The sequence below is a fragment of the Acidobacteriota bacterium genome (genome assembly GCA_016716905.1).
Taxonomy (GTDB): domain Bacteria; phylum Acidobacteriota; class Vicinamibacteria; order Vicinamibacterales; family SCN-69-37; genus SYFT01.
The window spans coordinates 555,946-574,397 of the sequence record JADJUS010000004.1 but is presented as its reverse complement, the minus strand read 5'-3'; the positions used below and the strand labels follow the sequence as shown (position 1 = coordinate 574,397).

Genomic DNA, 18,452 nt, shown 5'->3' with positions numbered 1-18,452 from the left:
CACTGGTCGGCCTCGCGCTGATGACCCAGGCCGCGCCGCCACGCCCGCCCGGCGGCGTCGCGACCGGACCACCCATCGTTGCCAGCTACGGCGCGGCGATGGTCACGGCGCCGCCTGAGGCGTTGGGCCTCGACCCGTTCTACAAGAAGTACACCGACGCGTTCGGTATTCCGATCGTGTCATCAGAGAAAGTGGATGATGCGGCGCTCTTGCTGGCGCGCGACATTGTCAACTACATGCTGGTGAAGCGGCCGGACGTGCGGGCGGTGCTGGTGGGCCGCAAGTCGCGCATGCTCGTGATGGACCAGACGGAGGGCGAAACGGATCTGCCCGAACGGCGCGACTGGAAGAAGCCCGCGATCGACGACCGGCGCCTCACGCCGGGCGAACGGGCGAACTACCACGGGCCCAACGGCATCGCGAGCAAGACGGACAAGGAGTACTGGGATGCGCGCGCCCGCGGGATGGGCGGCAATGTGACGTCGTGTGCCGAAGAGAACCTGCTCGGATTGCCCGGCACTCGGTACTACGGCGAACACATCACGGTGCATGAGTTCAGCCACAACATCATGGGCGCGCTCCGGGTGTCGGACCCAGCGCTTCATGCCGAGATTCAGGTGGCATACGACGCGGCCAAGGCGAAGGGGCTCTACAAGGACTCGGCAGGCCGAGAACAGTACGCGATCAATACGCCCGCCGAATATTTTGCGGAAGGCACGCAGTGGTGGTTCTGGTCGAACATCGAGTTCTACGACGGCACGACGAAGGCACGCGTCCAATCACCCGACGACCTGAAGGCCTACGACCCGGCCCTCTTCGCCATTCTCGAGCGCGTCTATGCCGGTCATCACATTCCCGCCGACGTGTATCACGGCCGGAACCTGCGGCCGGCACGGCCCCCGCAATAGAGTCCAGGGTCCAGAGTCCAGAGTCCAGAGTCCTGGAGTCCCGGGGTCCTGGGGTCCTGGGGTCCTGGGTGTCGTAGGGCGGTCTCGGTCCTCGTAGGGCGGCCTGGGTCTCAAGGCCGCCGAGTCTCGCGGCGTTGAAGTGCACGCCGCGCTACGAAATGCGCGCCTCCGCTGCCGCGCGTAGAATGTGCCGGGGTTCACACCATGCGATTGTTTCAGGCGCTTATTGTCATCACTGCCCTTGCGAGCCAGACGGCGACGGCACAATCGACGTTGACCACGGCGGGTCAGCCGGCTGAACTTCAGATCCGTGTGGCCGGGGACCGCTCGCTTCGCGTCACGCTCAAGCCGATCAGTTTCAAGGCAAACTTTCCTGCCACGCCGGCCGTGGTGGACCGCACCTATCCAGCACCAGCCATCCGCATCCGAACCCTGGCGAAACCGATACAACAACGAGTCGGCCGGTTCCAGGTGGCAGTCCGACCATCGCCGCTCACCGTGACCGTCACCAATGCCGCGGGTCAGCTGGTGCAGGAGCTGGTCTTCGAAGCAGACGGCACACTGGCGTTCAAAGTGGATGAACATCCGGTGCTGGGGTTGGGCGAGGGTGGCCCGAGGCCCGCACAGGGTTCACCGTGGCGTGAACAGCCCGTGCAATTCGATCGCCGAGGCGCACTCGACACGATGGAGCCGCGCTGGCAGAGCGACATGTACGGATCGCGCAACCCGGCCGCGATGCTGATGGGTACCCGCGGGTGGGGCCTGTTCGTGGCAACGCCCTGGGTGCACGTGGACATGCGCGATGCCGCTCGTGGCGTGTTCACCCCTCGGCCGCCCACCGACGCCGAACGAGCGCCGCAGACCGAAGGGAATCAGCAGCAAGCGCTTGGCAAGGGACTGCCACCGGCCGACGCCTACGTGCCCGGCCTCTACGACGTCTTCGTCTTTGATGCGCACGAGCCGGCGGCGGCGATGAAAGACTTTGCCGTCATCACAGGCCCGGCTGTGATGCCGCCAAAGTGGGCGCTCGGCTACATGCAATCGCATCGCACGCTGAAAGACGACGCGCAGATGCTGGGGATCATCGACACGTTCCGGTCGAAGCGTATTCCGCTTGATGCGGTGATTTACCTGGGCACCGGATTCGCGCCTGTCGGATGGAACACCCGGCAACCGTCATTCGACTTCAACCCCGACGTCTTCACGCGCAACCCGGCCACCGTTCTGGCCGACATGCACGCACGCAATGTGAAGGTGGTGGTGCACATGGTGCCGTGGGACCGCGACAAACTGCCCACGATCAATGACGCGAACATTCCGAGCTACTGGCAGCAACACGTGGGCCTTGTGAAGGCGGGCGTGGATGCGTTCTGGCCAGACGAGGGCGACTGGTTCAATCTGTTCGAACGCCTCGCCAGGTTCAAGCTCTACTATCAGGGCCACCTCTCGACCACACCCAACGTGCGGCCGTGGAGCCTGCAGCGCAACGGGTTTCCGGGTATCGCGCGATGGGGCGGCTGGGTCTGGTCGGGGGATACGGAAACATCCTGGAAGACGCTCGAAGCGCAGATCGCCGTCGGCCTCAACTACTCGCTGAGCATCGGTCCCTACTGGGGCTCGGACATCGGCGGGTTCTATCCGAATCGCGAGCTCACCGGTGAACTGTACGCGCGCTGGTTCCAGTTCGCGGCGTTTTGTGGATCGTTCCGGTCACACGGTCGCGTCTGGCAAACGCGGCTGCCCTGGGGCTGGGGCCTCGATAACCTCGGCCCCCTCGAGTACGGCAACAACAACACGGCGCCGCCGGAAGGCGATCGCCGCAACATCCTGGCTTCTGAGCTGAATAACCCCGCCATCGAACCGGTGGCGAAAAAGTACGCCGAGCTTCGTTATCAGTTGATGCCCTACACCTACACGCTGGCGCGTGAGGCGCGCGACCTGGGGCTGCCCCTCATGCGAGCGCTCTGGCTGCACTATCCCGACGACGTGCGCGCGCGAGGCATTGGAACGGAATATCTGTGGGGACGTGACTTGCTGGTGGCTCCGGTATTCAAGCCAGGCGCCACCACACGCGATGTCTACCTCCCGACGGGTGATTGGTATGACTGGTGGACGAACGAACGCGTCGCCGGCGGACGCACCGTGTCACGCCCGGTCTCGCTCGAGACGATGCCCATCTACGTGCGTGCCGGCGCCATCGTGCCATTCGACCCGGTGCGGCAATACACGGCCGAACCCGTGACGGAACCCACGACGTTGCGGGTCTACCCCGGCGCCAACGGCGAGTTCACGTTGTATGACGACGACGGGATCAGCCAGGAGTATCTCGCCGGACGCGGCCAGTGGATCCGCATGACGTGGAACGATGGCGCGCGCCAACTCACCCTGGTGCCTGGCACTCCGGCTGGCGCAACCGGCGCGGGCGTGACCCGCGAGTTCAGGGTCACGTTACCCGACGGGTCGTCCAAAGCAGTGACGTACCGCGGCGTGCGCGTGGTCATCGCGTTCTGACGCTCCCGTCGGAGACACCCGGGAATACCACGGGCACCCGCCCAGTCTCATTCCATAGAAGCGGAAAAAGAGAGACATTTCCGCGGTTGCGAAGGGAGCAGTTATGAAACGCACATTGGCAATGGTTGGCGTGGCCGTGTTGGCGGTCGTGGGTGCGGTTGTGTCGGCGCAGGGGCCGGCACCCGAAGCGCAGCGTGGCGCGGGACCTGGGGTCAACATGGCCCAGCGCGGCCCCGGTCGCGCCCTGGGCATCCAGGGACAGGGCCTGCGGCAGGGTCAGGGATTCCGGCGCGGCCCGCAGGGCGCGATGCGTGGCCGTGGTGCCGGCGGCCCCGGAGGCCCCGGCGTTGGCCGCCGCGGTGGTCAAGGGTTCGGGTTGCGCGGCCTGGACCTGACAGAGGATCAGAAGGCGCAGGTCAAGAGCATCCACGAGAAGGCGCGACAGGATGTTGACGCGATTCTGACGCCCGAGCAGAAAGCGAAGCGGCGCGGCGGTCGTTAATCGACCGGACGTGGAAAGGCGCGGTCGCAGACGAAAGTGTCTGCGGCCGCGCCCATTCGTATCAGCCTCAGCGAATCTGGCGGATCGTGATGTTGCCCGACACGTCGCACCGATCCCTGCCGCTCGCCACACTGACCAGCGGATCGCTCGTGGTCACTCTCAGGGTCCCCGGCGCGGTCTCAGTCACATCCGCATCAGCCGGAAATTCCAGCTCGGCATCGTCTCTATTGGATGCCGCAGTGCGGCTAGGGCCAAGCCTGATCTGATTCTTGCCGTAGGTCACGACAATGTTGCGGCCCTCAACCCGGCATGAGCCGGTGGTGGCCATGAACAACCTGACGCCCCTGCGCCTGCCGTCCCGCTGCTTGAAGCGCTTGCCGCCCTCACTGGTCCAGGCACCGGTCGATTGAATGATGACCGAACCGCTGCTGACAATAATGGGAGGACGATCCTCATCCAGATCCTGAGCCGCAGACCCGCGAGTGGCCTGGACCAGACCCAGCACGATCAGCAGCAACAACACGGAAACAATACGCACGGAAGAAGGCTTCATGAAATACCTTTCGTCTCTTTCATCAATGGCGCGAGATCGGGCCGGGTGCCGTATCGGGCCCCCTGTGCGGCCCACTGCCCCAGCAGCGCAGCCAGATCATCGCGAGCGGACGTGCGCATCGTAGCACCGGTTCCGGTGCCGCCGTCAGTGGAGGCCTGTGCAGCCACTGCCGCCAGCCGCCAGCGCAGTTCCAGGTTGTTGCGGACAGGCGCGGCGCCCCACGCGCCTTCGACGAGCGAGCGGGCCAGGCTCGGCTCGCGACGGAGCAGCAGGGTGCGAGCGGTCCAGTAGGCGCACTCGCGGACGAACGAGGGCCTGGAGGCCTGGCTCGGCCACGCCGCGATGGTCGCCACGGCCACGCGGCTGGTGCCGGCATGGGCGCGCGCGTACTCAGCCAGGATCTGCGCAAAGAGCGCCGTGTCATCCTGCGCAGTCGGCGTAGCCTGGCCGATGGCCACCCGGGACAGTGATTCGACCTGAGCGTGACGACCCTCGATGGCCGCACGAAGCGCACGCATCAGCGCCACCCGGCGGGCGCGCCCCCGGTAGGCTTCGCTGCCCGATGCAATCGCGCGTTCGACCTCGGCGAGCGCCGCTTCACCCTCCTCGCCGCGGCCCAGTCGAATCAACAGTTCCGCACGATTGACCAGGTCGTACCCGAGTGACGTGTGGTCGGCCCGGTCGCGGTGCAGGGCCTCCAGACGTTCGCGAAGCGCCAGTGCCTCCGGGAGCTGCCCGAGCCGCTCGGCCTGTCCCGCCAGATTGTCCAGTGACACGCCCGTCAGCACTTGATCATCGATCGACGTGGCGAGGGCGAGGACCTCGCTCGCCAGCTGTCGGGCCTGGTCATACTGCTCCAGGCCTTCGTGGGCTCGCGCGAGGATGCTCTTCGCCTCGGCCTCATTGCGCACATAGCGGCCCGTGGTGAAGAACTGGAGCGGGGCGTCGACCATCGCAATGACGTCGGCGTAGCGGTCGTCCTGCAATCGCAGGGCGGCCTGTTGCAGGCGCGCCTGCATCTCGGCGCGATCGGCCCGCTGCTCGATCGCGAGATCGATCGCGCGCGTGAACTGCACGTCCGCGTCGGCGCGCCGGCCCGCCACCAGCAGCGCCGTGCCGAGGTCGCGAAGCCCATCCGAGGCGATGGTCAGCATGCGCGCCCGAATGGCCTCCTCGGATGCCGCGCGCGAGAGCGTCTCGGATTCCTGGAACTGGCCCTCGGCCAGCGCGAGGCGCGCCCGTGCAAACTGGGCGCGCAACCGCAGTGACACATATCCGGGCCCAGCCGATATCTCCGCCACTCTGGCCAGCGCCTGCCTGGCGGCATCAAGCTCACGCCGGGCGCTGTGCGCGGCCGCTTTGCGCAACGTGGCTTCGGCCTCGCCCTCCACATTCGCGCCCGCCTGATACAGCCGGATGGCTTCATCAAGCGAGGCGATCGCGGCCACACTCTGGCCCCCCTGCGACTGCACCACGCCGAGGCGCAGATGCGCGGCGGCGTATTGCCCGTCCAGCTTCACGGCCTTGGCGAAGTTGTCCATGGCGGCAGCCCGACGCCCTGCCGCTTCTTCCGCGCGCCCCACATCCAACCAGACGCTGGCCGTGGTTGGCGACACATCGGCCAACTGCCGGTACGCCGCAATCGCGCGCTCATGGTCGCGCAGCACCGACGATCGCACCGCCTCCAGACGCCACTGATCCTCCCGAGGCAGTCTGGCCGCCGAGGGCAACAGCGCGTTGACCTGCAGCAACGCTTCCTGCGCACCGGTGTTGTCGTCGAGTTCCGCCTTGGCCTCTGCCAGGCGCAGGTGAGCCTGGATGAACTCCGGGCTCAACCTCACGGCTTCAAGCAGCGCCGATCGCGCGCCCGCATAACTGCCTTCCCGCAGCTTCTCCACGCCGCGGTCGAACCACTGAATCGCCTCGGGCGACGCCGTTGGTAGCGCAGTTCCGCGCCAGAACCACCCAATGCCCGCGACAGCCACCACTCCGGCAGCCACCGCCAACGTCAGCCAGTGCCGGCGCGAGAAGCGTGACGGGCCGCGCACCTCCGCAGCCGTCGCCCGTGTCGTTTCTGCCGATCGATAGTTCGGCGACAGGCTGCGAATGGCCCCCAGCACTTCATCAGCGGACTGAAATCGTTCGCTCGGAACCTTCCGGAGCAGATCCGCACACAGCGTGTCGTAGATGGGCGCCAGGCCAGGCACCACGGTTGATGGCGCCGCGGGGTCCACGTGCAGCAACCGGCCGATGATCTCGGCGCGTGATGCGCCCGCGAACGGTCGCACCCCCACCAGGCACTCGTACAACACGCAGCCCAGTGAGAAGAGGTCGCTCCGCGCATCCACGGGGCGTCCCTGGATCTGTTCGGGCGACATGTACGCCAGCGTGCCGACGACGTTGCCATCACCTGTCACCTGCGATGCCGTCGTGGCATCCGCGGGCTGATCCTCGGAGAGCATCCGCTTGGCGATCCCAAAGTCGAGCAACTTCGGCTGGCCCGATGGCGTGATCACGATGTTCTGCGGCTTGATGTCGCGATGAACAACGCCCACCCGGTGTGCCGACGCCAGCGCCTGGAACAGCGGCGTCATCACCGCGAGCATCTCGGGGGGCTGCATCCGCCCACGGCCCAGCCGCGTCGCAAGCGTCTCGCCTTCCACATAGGCCATGACGATGAAGTCGCCTGAGACTTCGTCGGTCACCACTTCATGGACGGTGCAAATTGACGGGTGGTCGAGCGCGGCCACCGACCGCGCTTCGGCCAGCAACCGCCTCCGCCCCTGCTCATCGTCAGGCTCAATGAGGAACTTAATGGCCACGGGGCGGCCGAGCGTGAGATCGCGGGCCAGAAACACTTCGCCCATGCCGCCGGCGCCGAGCACGCGCTCGAGGCGGTAATGGGAGACTTGTGATCCAACAGCGGGACGAGCCATGTCCCTCCAGACTGAGACCGCCCAGTATAGATCGGTGGGGATAATTCCCCAGTTAGGCCGATTCCGACGCGCGCCGGCGACGCCGGAATGAGCGTTTCCCGAGTAATCAGGCCAGAAACAGAGCTGGCCCGGCGCTTGCAATAATGTGTGGCGATGCTCCGCAAGACTCTGACCCTGACGGGCGCGTTGCTTGTCGCGTTTCACATCTGGCTCTTTGGCAGCCAGGTATGGGACGGGCAACTCCTCGACCTCACGCTGGTCACGCGCTGGGCCATCGCCGCGGGACTGCTGGCCGCCCTGTTCCACCTGCATCGCCGCGGCATCTCGGTGATTCGGAGCCGACAGGCGATCGCCGTCTGGTTGCTCACCGCCACCCTGCACGGACCGGCACTTGCGCGCGATCTCGATCTGACGGCTCCGGCCATGCCGGAAGTGGTGGCCACGCTCGCCCAGACCACGGCAACGCTGACCGGGCTGGCGACGCTGATCTTGTTTGGCCTCGCCTTCCTTCTCCGAGGACAGCGTCCGGCCCTGCTCTCGATTTCACGCATTGAGATGCCGGCTGTGGCCGGCGCTCTTCCGCCTGCGTCGTTCCTCGCCTTCGCACCTAGACCCCCGCCAGCGAATTAGGAAATTAGGAACTTGGGAAATTGGGAACTGTAAGTCGCCCGATTTCCTTCCCGATTGCCGATTCTGGATTTTCGTTTCTTCCCTGGGGGGTTTATGCGTACGCGTATCTTCGGAATATTTGTGTGCCTTGCGTTGTTGTGTTCGGCAACGCCGGCGTGGGCTGCCAACGTCAGTGGCGTGGTGTCGGATGCGACTGGTGCGGTTGTGCCTGGCGCGAAAGTGGTCCTGCGTGAACTGGCGACCGGCCGTGAACGAACGGTCACGACGGGCGCTGATGGACGGTATGCGTTTGACGCGGCGAGTGCGGGAACGTTCCTTGTGCTCGTCACGCGTCAGGGATTCTCGGAGGCCGCGCGCACGGTGGTGATCGCGCATGCCGAAGAACGGATCTCGCTGACCGTGCAATTGGAACTGGGCGGGATCAACACGGAAGTGAGCGTCACGGCGGCCAGAGCTGAACGCGAGAATCGCACCATCCCGCTGCACGTCGAGACCCTGTCGGGCGCGGCGGTCGCACAGACCAATCCGCTCTCGACCGGTGACGCGCTCGCGACAGTCGCGAACATCACGCAAGTGGGCAACGGTCCGTTCGGCGTGCGGCCGCGGCTGCGCGGCCTGGACTCCACGCGCATGCTGGTGCTGGTGGATGGCGAGCGCCTCAACACGGCGCGCCAGGCCACAGACCGCACTGGCGCCGAAGTGGGGCTCATCGCGCCCGACACGATCACCCGGATGGAAATTGTGAACGGCGCGGGCACACTGCTTTACGGGTCGGACGCGCTCGCGGGCACCATCAACATCATCACGAACGAACTGTCGTTCACCGACTCGCGCCAATTCCTGTACGGCGCGAACAGCTACTACAGTTCCAACGAACAGGGCCGCAGGGGCACGCTGACATTTGGCGTCACGGCCCCGCGTTATGCCGTGCGCGTGCAAGGCGGCGCCGAGGAATACGGCAACTACCGCGCCGGCACACTGACGTCTGAAGACACCACGCCTTTTTTCAGCAACGGTACCCTCCGGAGGGCCGACACCGTTGACGACGCCTTCGGATTCACATTCAAGGCGTTCCCCGACCCCTTCAATGCGGCATACGTCCGCACCGACAACGAAATTCTCAACTCGCAGGCGAAAGGGTATTTCGTCAATGCCGCCGCGCTGGTGAAGCTTGCCGACAAACGCACGCTGAAGGTGCGATATCAGCAGCGCCGCATGGAAGACGTCGGCTTCCCCGACTTCGCGCAGCCGTATTTCTTCAACGCCACCTCACTGCCGCACAGCCGGCTCGACCGCCTGTCGGCGCGCTACGAGGCCCAGGCCATCACACCGTGGCTCGCCAATCTCTCGCTGACCACCTACTATCAACGGACGTCGCGCCTGCTCGAGAACCAGCTGCCTGTGCAGTTCCCGGCGCCCACACCAACCCGCTTCTTCCCCATCAGTGTCATGCGCCTGGACGTACTCTCCCAGACCGAACAGCGCGTGTGGACTCCTGGTGTGGACCTGCAGGCCGTGTGGGTGCCGGCGTCAAATCATGTGCTGACGACCGGTCTGACGTTTTATCGGGATCGCAGCAGCGATGCGCGCACCACGACGACAACGATGTCGATGGTCGGACAGGTGGTGATGGGCCAGCGCGGTCCTGCGGCCACGGTCTTTGCGACACCGACACCATTGGGCCCGCCCACCGTGGCGCACCCGGTGCGCGTGCCGGACGCCAGCCTGCGCAACATCGCGGTGTTCGCGCAGGACGAATGGCGTGTGCGCTCGAACGTGTCGCTGGTGGCCGGCCTGCGCGGCGACTTCTACAACGTCACGACCGAGGCGACGCCGGGATACACCGTCGACCCCCTGGTGGCCGGCGCGACACCTGCGATTGACCCCGCCACGCTGCCCGACATCAATGGCGCAGCCTACAGCCGGAAGTCGCTGACCGGCGATGTCGGCCTGGTGGCCAACACCGGTGGACGCATCAACCCGTTTGTCCGCTTCGGCCGCACGTACCGTCACCCGAACCTGGAAGAGATGCTGTTTGCCGGGCCCGCCACGGTCGGCAACATCGCGCCAAACGTGCTCGTGAAACCCGAGGTTGGCAACAACTTCGATGTGGGCGCAAAATTCCGCTTCGGCCGCCTGTCGGGCGGCGCGTATGCGTTCCTCAATCAGTACCAGGACTTCATCGCGCAGGATCTGGTGGTGGCCACCACACCGGCCGGCCCCTTGGCGCAGGCCACCAACTACGCCGACGTGCGCATCAGCGGCGTGGAACTGTCGGCCGACGCGCCCCTGGTCTTTGACCGCGGCATCCTGACGTTGTCAGGCGCTGCGGCATTCACTCGCGGCACCATCACCAACGGCACGGACCCGCTCACGCAGGCGTCGCTCGGCGACACGCCGGCCGACAACATCACGCCGTCGAAGCTCGTGGCCAACGCGCGGTTCACGGATGTGCGCGGCCGATGGTGGGTGGAATACGGGGTGCGTGCGCAGGGAAAAGTGACGCGCGTGGCGCAGGCCCTGCTCAGTTCGCCGTTCCTCATCCCGCAGGACCTGCTGTCACTCGATAGTTTCACGGTGCAGCGCGCCGGCGCGGGCATCAACCTGACGCGCGGCCGGGAGCGGCTCGCGTTGACCTTCGCGGTGGAGAACCTCACCAACCGCTACTACCGTGACCACTTCCAGTTCGCACCGTCGCGCGGCCGAAGCTTCACGATAGGGCTCAGCGTCGGAGCATTCTAAAAGTCCAGGGTCCAGGGTCCAGGGTCCAGAGTTCTGGGTCCTGGACCTTATTCGTATCTGAGCGCTTCGACGGGGTCGAGGCGCGAGGCGCTGCGGGCGGGCCAGTAGCCGGCGACCACGCCGACCACCACCGCGCTGATGACACCGGCGAGCACGGCCCAGACTGGCGGCAAGGCGGGAAACGCCGGGGCGAACACGGCCGCCAACGCCCCCAGCGCCAGCGCGATGCCTACTCCGGCCAAGCCGCCGATGCCGGCCAGTATCGCCGACTCCATCAGGAACTGCAGCCGCACGTCCTGCCGCCTGGCCCCAATCGCCAGCCGCAAACCGATCTCGCGCGTCCGTTCGGTCACGCTGATCACCATCACGTTGGCGATCCCGATGCCACCAATGACCAGCGAGACGAGGGCCAGCCCGATGGTGGCAAAGAAGATCTGCGCGCCGATGCGATCGAACTGCGCGATGATCTGGTCGGCCGTCGAGAGATTAAAATCACTCGGCGCGCCAGGCGGCACCTGGCGGGTCAACCGCAGGATCGTCTCGGTTTCGGAGCGCGCCGTCTCGCGCACCCCTTCCCTGGCCTGCACGTAAAGCACGGTCTGTTCGGCCTCTGGAAATCGGCGCGACGCGGTCTCCACCGGAATGGACACGACGTTGTCGTTCCGGTTTTCCCCGAAAAACGTCCCCTGCCTGGGCGCCAATACGCCCACCACGTAGTAGCGATCCCCGCCGAGCAGAAACGACTGCCCCACGGGTGTCACCGGGCCAAACAGGGCCTTCGCGATGTTGGCGCCAAGCACGGCCACTGACGCGCCCACGCGATCCTCGGTCTCGGTGAAGGGCCGCCCTGACCCAAACGGCGTGTCGGTCACGGCAAAAAAGTTCGGCGTGACACCCTCAATGAGTACCGTGTCTGATTCGTTCCCCCCAGCCCGCGCCGTGATCACTCGCGTGCTGGTGACCGCGGGCACCAGCAGCTGCGCAGCCACACCGCGTACCGAGGGCGCCAGACGCGCGATGGCATCGGCGTCAGCCCTGTTCAATGTGCGGCGCGAGGCATCGGCGTCCGATGCCGGCGTATACGGATCGCCGTTCCGGTGAAACGCGAAGATGTTGTCGGTGCCCAGTTCACGAAACAGCTGCGCCACGGAGTTGCGCAGGCCGACCAGCGTGGACGACACCAGCACCACCGTCACGATGCCGATGATCAGGCCGATGACGGCCAACACCGATCGCGCCGTCTGTACGCGGACCGATTCAATCGCCAGCGTGCCCGCTTCGACAACCGCCGACCGCCAGCGTTCTGCCGCGCCGGGAGGCGTCAGATCATTCGACACGCATGGCCTCCACCACAGTCAGCCTGACAGCACGCCGCGCCGGATACCACCCCGCAACCAGTCCGCTGGCCGCCGACGCCAGGAGGCTCCAGCCAACCGTCGTCGCGCGCACATCCAGCGGCAGCGCCAGCACCGCGGCCAGCGACGCCACCAGCGCCACCGCCACGCCAATGCCGGCCACGCCGCCCACAATCGCCGTCAGCGCCGATTCGGCCACCACCTCGCGCATGATCTGGGAGCGCGGCGCGCCCAGCGCCCGCCGTATGCCGATCTCGCGCGTGCGTTGCGTCACCGACACCAGCACGGTGTTGGTGACCACGACGACGGCCGCGAGGAGGGCCATGAGTGAAATGGGACCGGCAGCCACGCCGATGCGCTGCGAGAGATTGGCGACAAAGCCGCGCGCAGCGTCGGGCGTGAGCACGTCGAAGGTGTCGGAAGTGCCCGGCGCCAGTTGCCGGCGGGCACGCAGCGACGCCCGCGCGCGATCCTCGGCCGCGACGGCCGTTGAGGACGGCGTCGCCTTCGCAAACAATGGCAACGATCGTGGCGTGCCAAACGCGCGCTCCCAGGCCAGGATCGGGATCCACACCGAACGGTCGAGCGACGCGCCGCTGGAGCTGCCCAGCCTCGTCTGCACGCCAACCACCACAAACCGCCGGCCCGCCACACGAATGCCTTGCCCGAGCGGGTCGCTGGTGGGATAGAGCGCGTCTGCGACATCCGCGCCGATTACCGCCACGGCCGCCCCCCCGCGGTCGTCTTCGATCGTCAGGAAACGCCCTTGGGCGACGGCCAAATCGCGAAGGTCCGCCAGCACCGACGTGGTGCCCGACACGGCCGCGGTCTCGTAGACGCGTCCGCCCGCCGTCACTTCCGCGATGGTCTGGACGCTTGGGGCGTATTGCACCAGGCCTCCGGCCTGCTGATCGAGGAAACGCCAGTCCGTTCGCCGCAGGGGCTGGTTCCGCTGGAGCTGTTCCTGCAATTCCCGGCGCGAAATCCGGCCGGGTGACGCGATCTGCGCGAGGAGAAACGTGTCAGAGCCAAAGGCACGAGCCGTGGACGTCTCGGCGAATGCGGCCACGCCGTCCAGCGCCGACACCACGATCACCTGGGTGGCCACGGCGACCGCAATCGCCAGCGCGCCAAGCCCCGCGCGCAGCCGGTTTGTCGCCAGAGTACGCGCCGCCTGCCGAAAAGATTCCTGTAGAGAAAACCACTGTCGCCCCGCAGAGCCTGCCACTGTGTGAGTATAAGCGGGTATGTCTCGTCGCATCCTTCTTGTCGTTGCTGCCCTGGTGCTGGTTGGTGGATGGTGGTGGTGGTCCGGTCGCCAGACCGATGCCATCGCCGTCGATATCGTCACAGTCGGTCGTGTGGAAACCCTTCGCGCATATGTCACGGCCTCTGGAGAAATTGTGGCCACGCGGTATGCCGACCTCGGTTCATCGGTGATGGGCCGGTTGGTCAGCCTGCGCGTGCGTGAAGGTGACCGCGTGACCGCCGGCCAGGTGCTGGCGCGCATCGATCCGGTGCAGGCACAGAGCGCCGTCGCCTCTTCGGCCGCCGCGCTTCGCGCCCTTGAGGCCGAGGCGGAGGGCTCGGGCACCCAGGTGCGTGCGGCACAAGCCGAGGTCGCCGTGGCCACGTCGCGGCAAACCGAAGCGCAACGGGCACTCGAACGTGCCCGCGACCTCTTCAAGTCGGGCTTGGTCGCGCAGTCTGAATTCGAAGCGGCCGCCGCTGCGGCCGACACGGCCAACGCACAAGTCAACGCTGCGAAGGCCGCGCTTGCCACGGCCGAGCAAGCGCGTAGCGCCTCGTCGCAGCGTGTGGCCCAGGGCCGCGCCGATGGTGCCCGCGTCCAGGACCAATTGGCCAAGACCGAAATCACCGCCCCCATCGCCGGTGTCATCACGCGCCTCGATGTCGAAGAGGGTGAGATGGTGGTGATGGGCGTCCAGAATCAGCCTGGCTCGATCCTCATGACGATTTCTGATCTCAGCGCGATCAACGCCGAGGTCAAGGTGGCCGAGGCGGACGTCCTTCGCCTGGCGGCCGGCAACGCCGCCACTGTGACGCTGGACGCGCTGCCGGGACGTTCCTACACGGGGCAAGTGGCGGAGGTGGGCGCCAGCGCCCTGCCGCAAATCGGCACACAGGCGTCCGCGCGCGAGTTCCGCGTGAAAGTGAGGCTTGAGGGAGACGTCGCACTGCTGCGCCCAGGCCTGACGTGCGACACGGAAATTCTCGTGGCCGAGCGCCGCAACGTGCTGGCCGTTCCCCTGCAGGCGGTGGTGCAGCGCGACGGCAAGAGCGGAGTCTTTGTCATCAAAGACCGCCGGGCCATATTCACTCCGGTCACCACCGGCATCATCGGTGGCCTGACCATCGAAGTGACCGGCGTCGACGAGGGCGCCTCCATCGTCGCCGGTCCATTCCAGTTGTTGAGAGACCTGGCCGACGGCGCTGCCGTCCGGCCGATCGCCCCCGCTACTTCTTCGCCTGCAAAGTAAACGTGAAGGTGCCGTTCATCGGTTCGGGCGCACAGTCGCCACCGATGGTCACCGCTCCCGAAATGACCTTCTTGTCAGCGGGAATCTTGGCCGTCCCCTTCAGGATGCCCATGCAGCCCTGATCCGTCATTTCGTAGGGATATTCGAACGTCCATTCGCCCTTGTCGACCCGGCCGGCCAGCTTCGCCTTCACCGTGGTCGGACTGACGATGGCCATCGTGCCGGTGACCATGCCCTTGGCGTCCACGCTGAATGTGGTGGTGCCTGTGTAGGCCGCCTCCTGCCCTGCCGGCCCAGCCAAAAACGACACGTCGTACACCGGTCCTGCCGCCGGGGTCTGCGCCGACATTCCCGCCATACCCGCAACGACCAACACCGCTGCCAATACTCCTGCTCGCATATCTGATACCTCCGTGCCTTTGACGGTAACACGCCTCCAAATAGTTCATTCATCGGTTGTTCGGAAAGGGACAATTCCATCGCCATTCACCCACGCGCGGCTCCGTATAATGCGGACTTCCACGGAGGCACGTTGACCATGGCGAACTGCAACTCGAACCACACCTTCGAAAACTGGTCGCGCACGATCAAGTTCCGCCCCCGCCGCTACTGCCAGCCCACCACCGAGGCGCAGGTGGTGGACATCGTCAAGGATGCAGCCACCCGGGGCGAGTGCGTGCGCACGACGGGCGCGGGGCATTCGTTCTCACAGATCCTCGCCACGGCCGACACGCTTGTGAACCTGGACAAGCTCGCCGGTAACATCACAGTGAACGGGACGCGCGCAACCGTGCCTGGGGGGATGCGCCTCAAGGATCTGATCCCCGCGCTTCGGCAGCGGGGTCTGGCATTCCGGAATATCGGGTCGGTCACCGAGCAATCGATTGCCGGCGCATTCTCCACCGGCACACACGGCACCGGCCTTCGCCTGGGGAATATCTCCACGCAAGTGGTCGGTGTGAAGATGGTCACGGGCACCGGCGACGTGCGCACCATCGACGAAACGGAGTTGGATCTGCTGAATGCGGTGCGCATCAACGTGGGCGCGCTGGGGATCATCACCGAAGTCACACTTGAGTGCGTTCCCGACTACAAGCTTGAGTACACGGCGTATCTGACAACCTTCGACCACGTCATCGACAAAATCGACACGCTCACCGCAGAGAATGAGCGCGTGCTCTTCTGGTGGCTGCTGCCGCCGTTTGGTCCACGCAACAAGGTGGTGGTCATCACGAAGAATCCCATCGGTCATCCGAAGGGCATCCTCGGCAACGCCACTCCGAGCCTTCTGGATCTCGCAGGCGGGCTCTTCGCGCGGGCTTTCCCGCGAGACGTGATGGGCCTGCCGGGTGTGGCGCTCGATGTGTTGACGAACCAGTCAGACGGCTTCCGCAAGATCGTCAGTTTCACGGCCGACTACGATGACGTCCTCACCATTCCGCTGCTGCCGGTATTTCACCGCGAATGTGAGTACGCCATTCCCGTGGAGCACACGGCCGACGCGCTCAAGGGATTCCGGACGGTGGTGGACGAAGGCGATATGTCGCTGATTCTGCCGGTGGAAGTCCGGTTCCTGGCCAAGGACAACATTCCCATCAGCCCGTCGCTCGGACGCGACGTGTGCTACATCGGCGCGAGCACACTGCACAACGCCACGGAGGTGTTCGAACGGTTTGAGCCCTTGATGACACGTCTGGGCGGCCGCCCCCACTGGGGGAAGAACTTCACGCTGACGCGCGATGACTTCGACGAGATGTACCCGGGCACGCTCGAGGCCTTCCGCGTGATTCGGCGGAACTTCGATCCCGGCGGGGTCTTCCTCAACTCGTTCATGCGCGATTATTTTTCGTAGCGGTACGTGTACGCGGCCTTCCGCAGCTCGTACTCGAACATCCAGCGATTCGACAGACGCGCCGACTGGCCAAGGTAACCGGCGGCCTCGCCAATGGCCCAAATGACATTGCCGGCAAAAACGGCGGGAAGGGCCATCGCCGGGATCGGCGCCACGACCGATGCCTGCCTGAATCGTGTGATGGCACGCGCGGTCAGCACAAACGGAAGGAGCGGCGCACCGCCAGCGTAGACCAGCCGCTTCCACCACGGCCATTGAGCCGCGCGCCCGGTGGCCACGTGCAGGCCGACGCAATACCGTTCGCGCGCCCAATGCCACGGCTGCGACACGTTGGCATGCGCCAGGCGCGCCCGTGCCACCAGGCAGCTTCGCGCGCCGGCGGCCCGCAACGCCCTCCAGAGGGAATCTTCCCTGGTCAGGGCCGCCGCAAGCCCATCGCCCAGTGCGAGCAGCACCTCGCGTCGGTACGCGGTGTTGTGAGCAGGCGCGCGATGAATTTCGCCGACCGGCACGCCGGCCGCCCACCGGCCATAGTCGGAAAGAAACGCCGCCCAACTCAGGAGCCTGTCCGGATTCGCATTCTCAAAACACGGCGTCGCGGTCGCCCACCCCTCCGACAACGCCTGCGTCAGCGCCTCCGCACATTCAGCGTTGGCAAATGTGTGGGTCTCGCCAATGAAGACAAACGGCGCGGTGCAGTGGCGCACGGCCAGGGCCCGTGCGGCGCCCAGACCGATGAGGGGGCATTCCAGCACCTGCACCGCGGCAAACTCGGCGCGCAAGGCCTCGGCCTCGCGCAGCAGGTCTCTGGAGGGAGCCACCAGTACCAGTTCAATCTGATCCCGCATCGTCTGCGCGCGCAGGTGGTCGATCACCACACGGATGGTAGCGAACGTATCGGTGGCGAGCACCACTGAGAACGCTGGCGCGACGGGCATGGTGCATCGTACTTTCAGATGGCCTGCGCGGCCAGACCCCGCGGTGGTAAGGTCCACGTATGCTGAAATCGGTAGCGCTGTTCGGAGCGGGTCTTCTGGCGTGGCAAGTCGCTGCGCAGCAGCCCACCTTTCGCGCCGTCACAGATGTGGTGGTGGTGGACGCGCGGGTAGTGGACCGGAGCGGCCGGGTCGTGACCGACCTCACGGCCGACGACTTTGAGGTGCGTGTAGACGGCGAGACGCGCCGGATTGCCTCGCTGCGTTATGAGACGGCCGTATCAGCCGAGCAGGCGAGCACGATACTCGTGGCCGTGGACCGCCAGAATCTGCGCGTTGAGACGTCGCGCGCAACCCTGAACGCCGCCGCCACGTTTGTGGAAGGCCTGCCGGACTCACACGCCATGGGCCTGCTTGTGCTGCCAGAAGACAGACTCAAGGTCGCGATCGGTCAACCTGGCGCGCAGGTGGCGCGCGCCCTGCGAGGCCTGCTCGGCACCTACAATCCACGGATGCCGATGGGAGACGACGAGCTCTCGTCGCGCTCGTCGCTGCATCGCGTGATTTCCGTCATGAGCACGGTCAAGGGACGCAGGACCGTGCTGTTCCTTGCCGATCGGATGTACGACGGCGCAAGCACGCTGGACTCGGCGCGCAGAGCGGCGCTTCAGGGCGTGACGTTCTACGTGGTGTCTGCCGATGCGCCGACGATGTCGGCTGAGAACAGACGCCCCGATGCACCCGCCAGCGGCCAACCCACCAGTGGCCTGGAGAGCCTGGCCGCCGCAAGCGGCGGCGCATTCATGCGCCGATGGGCGGGCGCCGACGCGGTGTTCGAGCGCATCGCGAGCGAACTGTCGGGCCAGTACCTGCTGACGTTCGAGGCGGAAGCCTCCGACAGCGGCAGGCACAGCATTCAGGTCAAGGTCAAGCGCGACGGCCTCGACGTGCGCGCCCGCCGCGAATTCGTGAAGTAGCTGCCGTCCTGTTTCACTGTCGCAGGACCCTGGACTCTGGACCCTGGACC

At 66.0% G+C, this 18,452-nt stretch carries 14 protein-coding genes; 8 read left to right on the top strand and 6 right to left on the bottom strand.

From position 1 onward, the window contains the following. Positions 1 to 98 precede the first annotated feature (98 nt). The 3 genes from IPL75_06450 to IPL75_06440 all read left to right on the top strand — a co-directional run bounded on the left by IPL75_06450 (position 99) and on the right by IPL75_06440 (position 3,921). Entirely contained in the window at positions 99 to 908 is an 810-nt protein-coding gene (locus IPL75_06450; GenBank protein ID MBK9239896.1) for a glycoside hydrolase, read from the top strand. A gap of 204 nt (positions 909 to 1,112) precedes the next feature. Further along, the gene (locus tag IPL75_06445) at positions 1,113 to 3,419 is read left to right on the top strand and encodes a glycoside hydrolase family 31 protein (GenBank protein MBK9239895.1); all 2,307 of its coding nucleotides are present in this window, start codon (positions 1,113 to 1,115) and stop codon (positions 3,417 to 3,419) included. 103 nt (positions 3,420 to 3,522) lie between these two features. Then, positions 3,523 to 3,921 (top strand): hypothetical protein, encoded by a 399-nt coding sequence (locus IPL75_06440; protein MBK9239894.1) that lies wholly within the window; start codon positions 3,523 to 3,525, stop codon positions 3,919 to 3,921. 67 nt (positions 3,922 to 3,988) lie between these two features. On the opposite strand, the gene IPL75_06435 is transcribed toward IPL75_06440, so the two are convergent. Next, positions 3,989 to 4,459, bottom strand: a complete 471-nt coding sequence (locus IPL75_06435; GenBank protein MBK9239893.1) for a hypothetical protein — start codon at positions 4,457 to 4,459, stop codon at positions 3,989 to 3,991. A gap of 11 nt (positions 4,460 to 4,470) precedes the next feature. Continuing rightward, complete coding sequence (locus IPL75_06430; GenBank protein ID MBK9239892.1) at positions 4,471 to 7,410, bottom strand: protein kinase; 2,940 nt, start codon at positions 7,408 to 7,410, stop codon at positions 4,471 to 4,473. Between the two features lie 153 nt (positions 7,411 to 7,563). Between IPL75_06430 and IPL75_06425 the strand changes: the two genes are divergently transcribed. Both IPL75_06425 and IPL75_06420 read left to right on the top strand, forming a co-directional pair. After that, the gene (locus tag IPL75_06425; protein ID MBK9239891.1) at positions 7,564 to 8,040 is read left to right on the top strand and encodes a hypothetical protein; all 477 of its coding nucleotides are present in this window, start codon (positions 7,564 to 7,566) and stop codon (positions 8,038 to 8,040) included. Positions 8,041 to 8,133: 93 nt separating this feature from the next. Continuing rightward, positions 8,134 to 10,782: a TonB-dependent receptor gene (locus tag IPL75_06420; protein ID MBK9239890.1), complete on the top strand. Its 2,649-nt coding sequence runs from the start codon at positions 8,134 to 8,136 to the stop codon at positions 10,780 to 10,782. 47 nt (positions 10,783 to 10,829) lie between these two features. Here the strand turns inward: IPL75_06420 and IPL75_06415 are convergent, their stop codons facing one another. Beyond that, positions 10,830 to 12,119, bottom strand: a complete 1,290-nt coding sequence (locus IPL75_06415) for an ABC transporter permease (GenBank protein ID MBK9239889.1) — start codon at positions 12,117 to 12,119, stop codon at positions 10,830 to 10,832. Next, positions 12,109 to 13,365 (bottom strand): ABC transporter permease, encoded by a 1,257-nt coding sequence (locus IPL75_06410; protein MBK9239888.1) that lies wholly within the window; start codon positions 13,363 to 13,365, stop codon positions 12,109 to 12,111. Before IPL75_06410 ends, IPL75_06415 begins: the two co-directional genes overlap by 11 nt. A gap of 19 nt (positions 13,366 to 13,384) precedes the next feature. On the opposite strand from IPL75_06410, the gene IPL75_06405 reads away from it, so the two are divergent. Beyond that, complete coding sequence (locus IPL75_06405) at positions 13,385 to 14,638, top strand: efflux RND transporter periplasmic adaptor subunit (GenBank protein MBK9239887.1); 1,254 nt, start codon at positions 13,385 to 13,387, stop codon at positions 14,636 to 14,638. On the opposite strand, the gene IPL75_06400 is transcribed toward IPL75_06405, so the two are convergent. Next, on the bottom strand, positions 14,616 to 15,014 hold the full coding sequence (locus IPL75_06400) for a hypothetical protein (GenBank protein ID MBK9239886.1): 399 nt from the start codon (positions 15,012 to 15,014) through the stop codon (positions 14,616 to 14,618). The two genes, IPL75_06405 and IPL75_06400, sit on opposite strands and share 23 nt — an antisense overlap. A gap of 162 nt (positions 15,015 to 15,176) precedes the next feature. On the opposite strand from IPL75_06400, the gene IPL75_06395 reads away from it, so the two are divergent. Next, on the top strand, positions 15,177 to 16,490 hold the full coding sequence (locus IPL75_06395; GenBank protein MBK9239885.1) for an FAD-binding protein: 1,314 nt from the start codon (positions 15,177 to 15,179) through the stop codon (positions 16,488 to 16,490). Here IPL75_06395 and IPL75_06390 read toward each other — a convergent pair. Then, the gene (locus IPL75_06390) at positions 16,478 to 17,428 is read right to left on the bottom strand and encodes a hypothetical protein (protein ID MBK9239884.1); all 951 of its coding nucleotides are present in this window, start codon (positions 17,426 to 17,428) and stop codon (positions 16,478 to 16,480) included. The genes IPL75_06395 and IPL75_06390 overlap by 13 nt on opposite strands. 59 nt (positions 17,429 to 17,487) lie before the next feature. Here IPL75_06390 and IPL75_06385 point away from each other — a divergent pair, with 59 nt between their 5' ends. Further along, positions 17,488 to 18,402, top strand: coding sequence for a VWA domain-containing protein (locus IPL75_06385; GenBank protein ID MBK9239883.1), 915 nt, complete (start codon positions 17,488 to 17,490; stop codon positions 18,400 to 18,402). Positions 18,403 to 18,452: the final 50 nt, after the last annotated feature.

Excerpts from the sequence above, each read along its gene's own strand:
- IPL75_06390 (MBK9239884.1), bottom strand. The coding sequence starts at position 17,428 with ATGCCCGTCGCGCCAGCGTTCTCAGTGGTGCTCGCCACCGATACGTTC.
- IPL75_06425 (MBK9239891.1), top strand. The coding sequence starts at position 7,564 with ATGCTCCGCAAGACTCTGACCCTGACGGGCGCGTTGCTTGTCGCGTTT.
- IPL75_06430 (MBK9239892.1), bottom strand. The coding sequence starts at position 7,410 with ATGGCTCGTCCCGCTGTTGGATCACAAGTCTCCCATTACCGCCTCGAG.
- IPL75_06450 (MBK9239896.1), top strand. The coding sequence starts at position 99 with ATGGTCACGGCGCCGCCTGAGGCGTTGGGCCTCGACCCGTTCTACAAG.
- IPL75_06385 (MBK9239883.1), top strand. The coding sequence starts at position 17,488 with ATGCTGAAATCGGTAGCGCTGTTCGGAGCGGGTCTTCTGGCGTGGCAA.
- IPL75_06405 (MBK9239887.1), top strand. The coding sequence starts at position 13,385 with ATGTCTCGTCGCATCCTTCTTGTCGTTGCTGCCCTGGTGCTGGTTGGT.
- IPL75_06440 (MBK9239894.1), top strand. The coding sequence starts at position 3,523 with ATGAAACGCACATTGGCAATGGTTGGCGTGGCCGTGTTGGCGGTCGTG.
- IPL75_06420 (MBK9239890.1), top strand. The coding sequence starts at position 8,134 with ATGCGTACGCGTATCTTCGGAATATTTGTGTGCCTTGCGTTGTTGTGT.
- IPL75_06445 (MBK9239895.1), top strand. The coding sequence starts at position 1,113 with ATGCGATTGTTTCAGGCGCTTATTGTCATCACTGCCCTTGCGAGCCAG.
- IPL75_06395 (MBK9239885.1), top strand. The coding sequence starts at position 15,177 with ATGGCGAACTGCAACTCGAACCACACCTTCGAAAACTGGTCGCGCACG.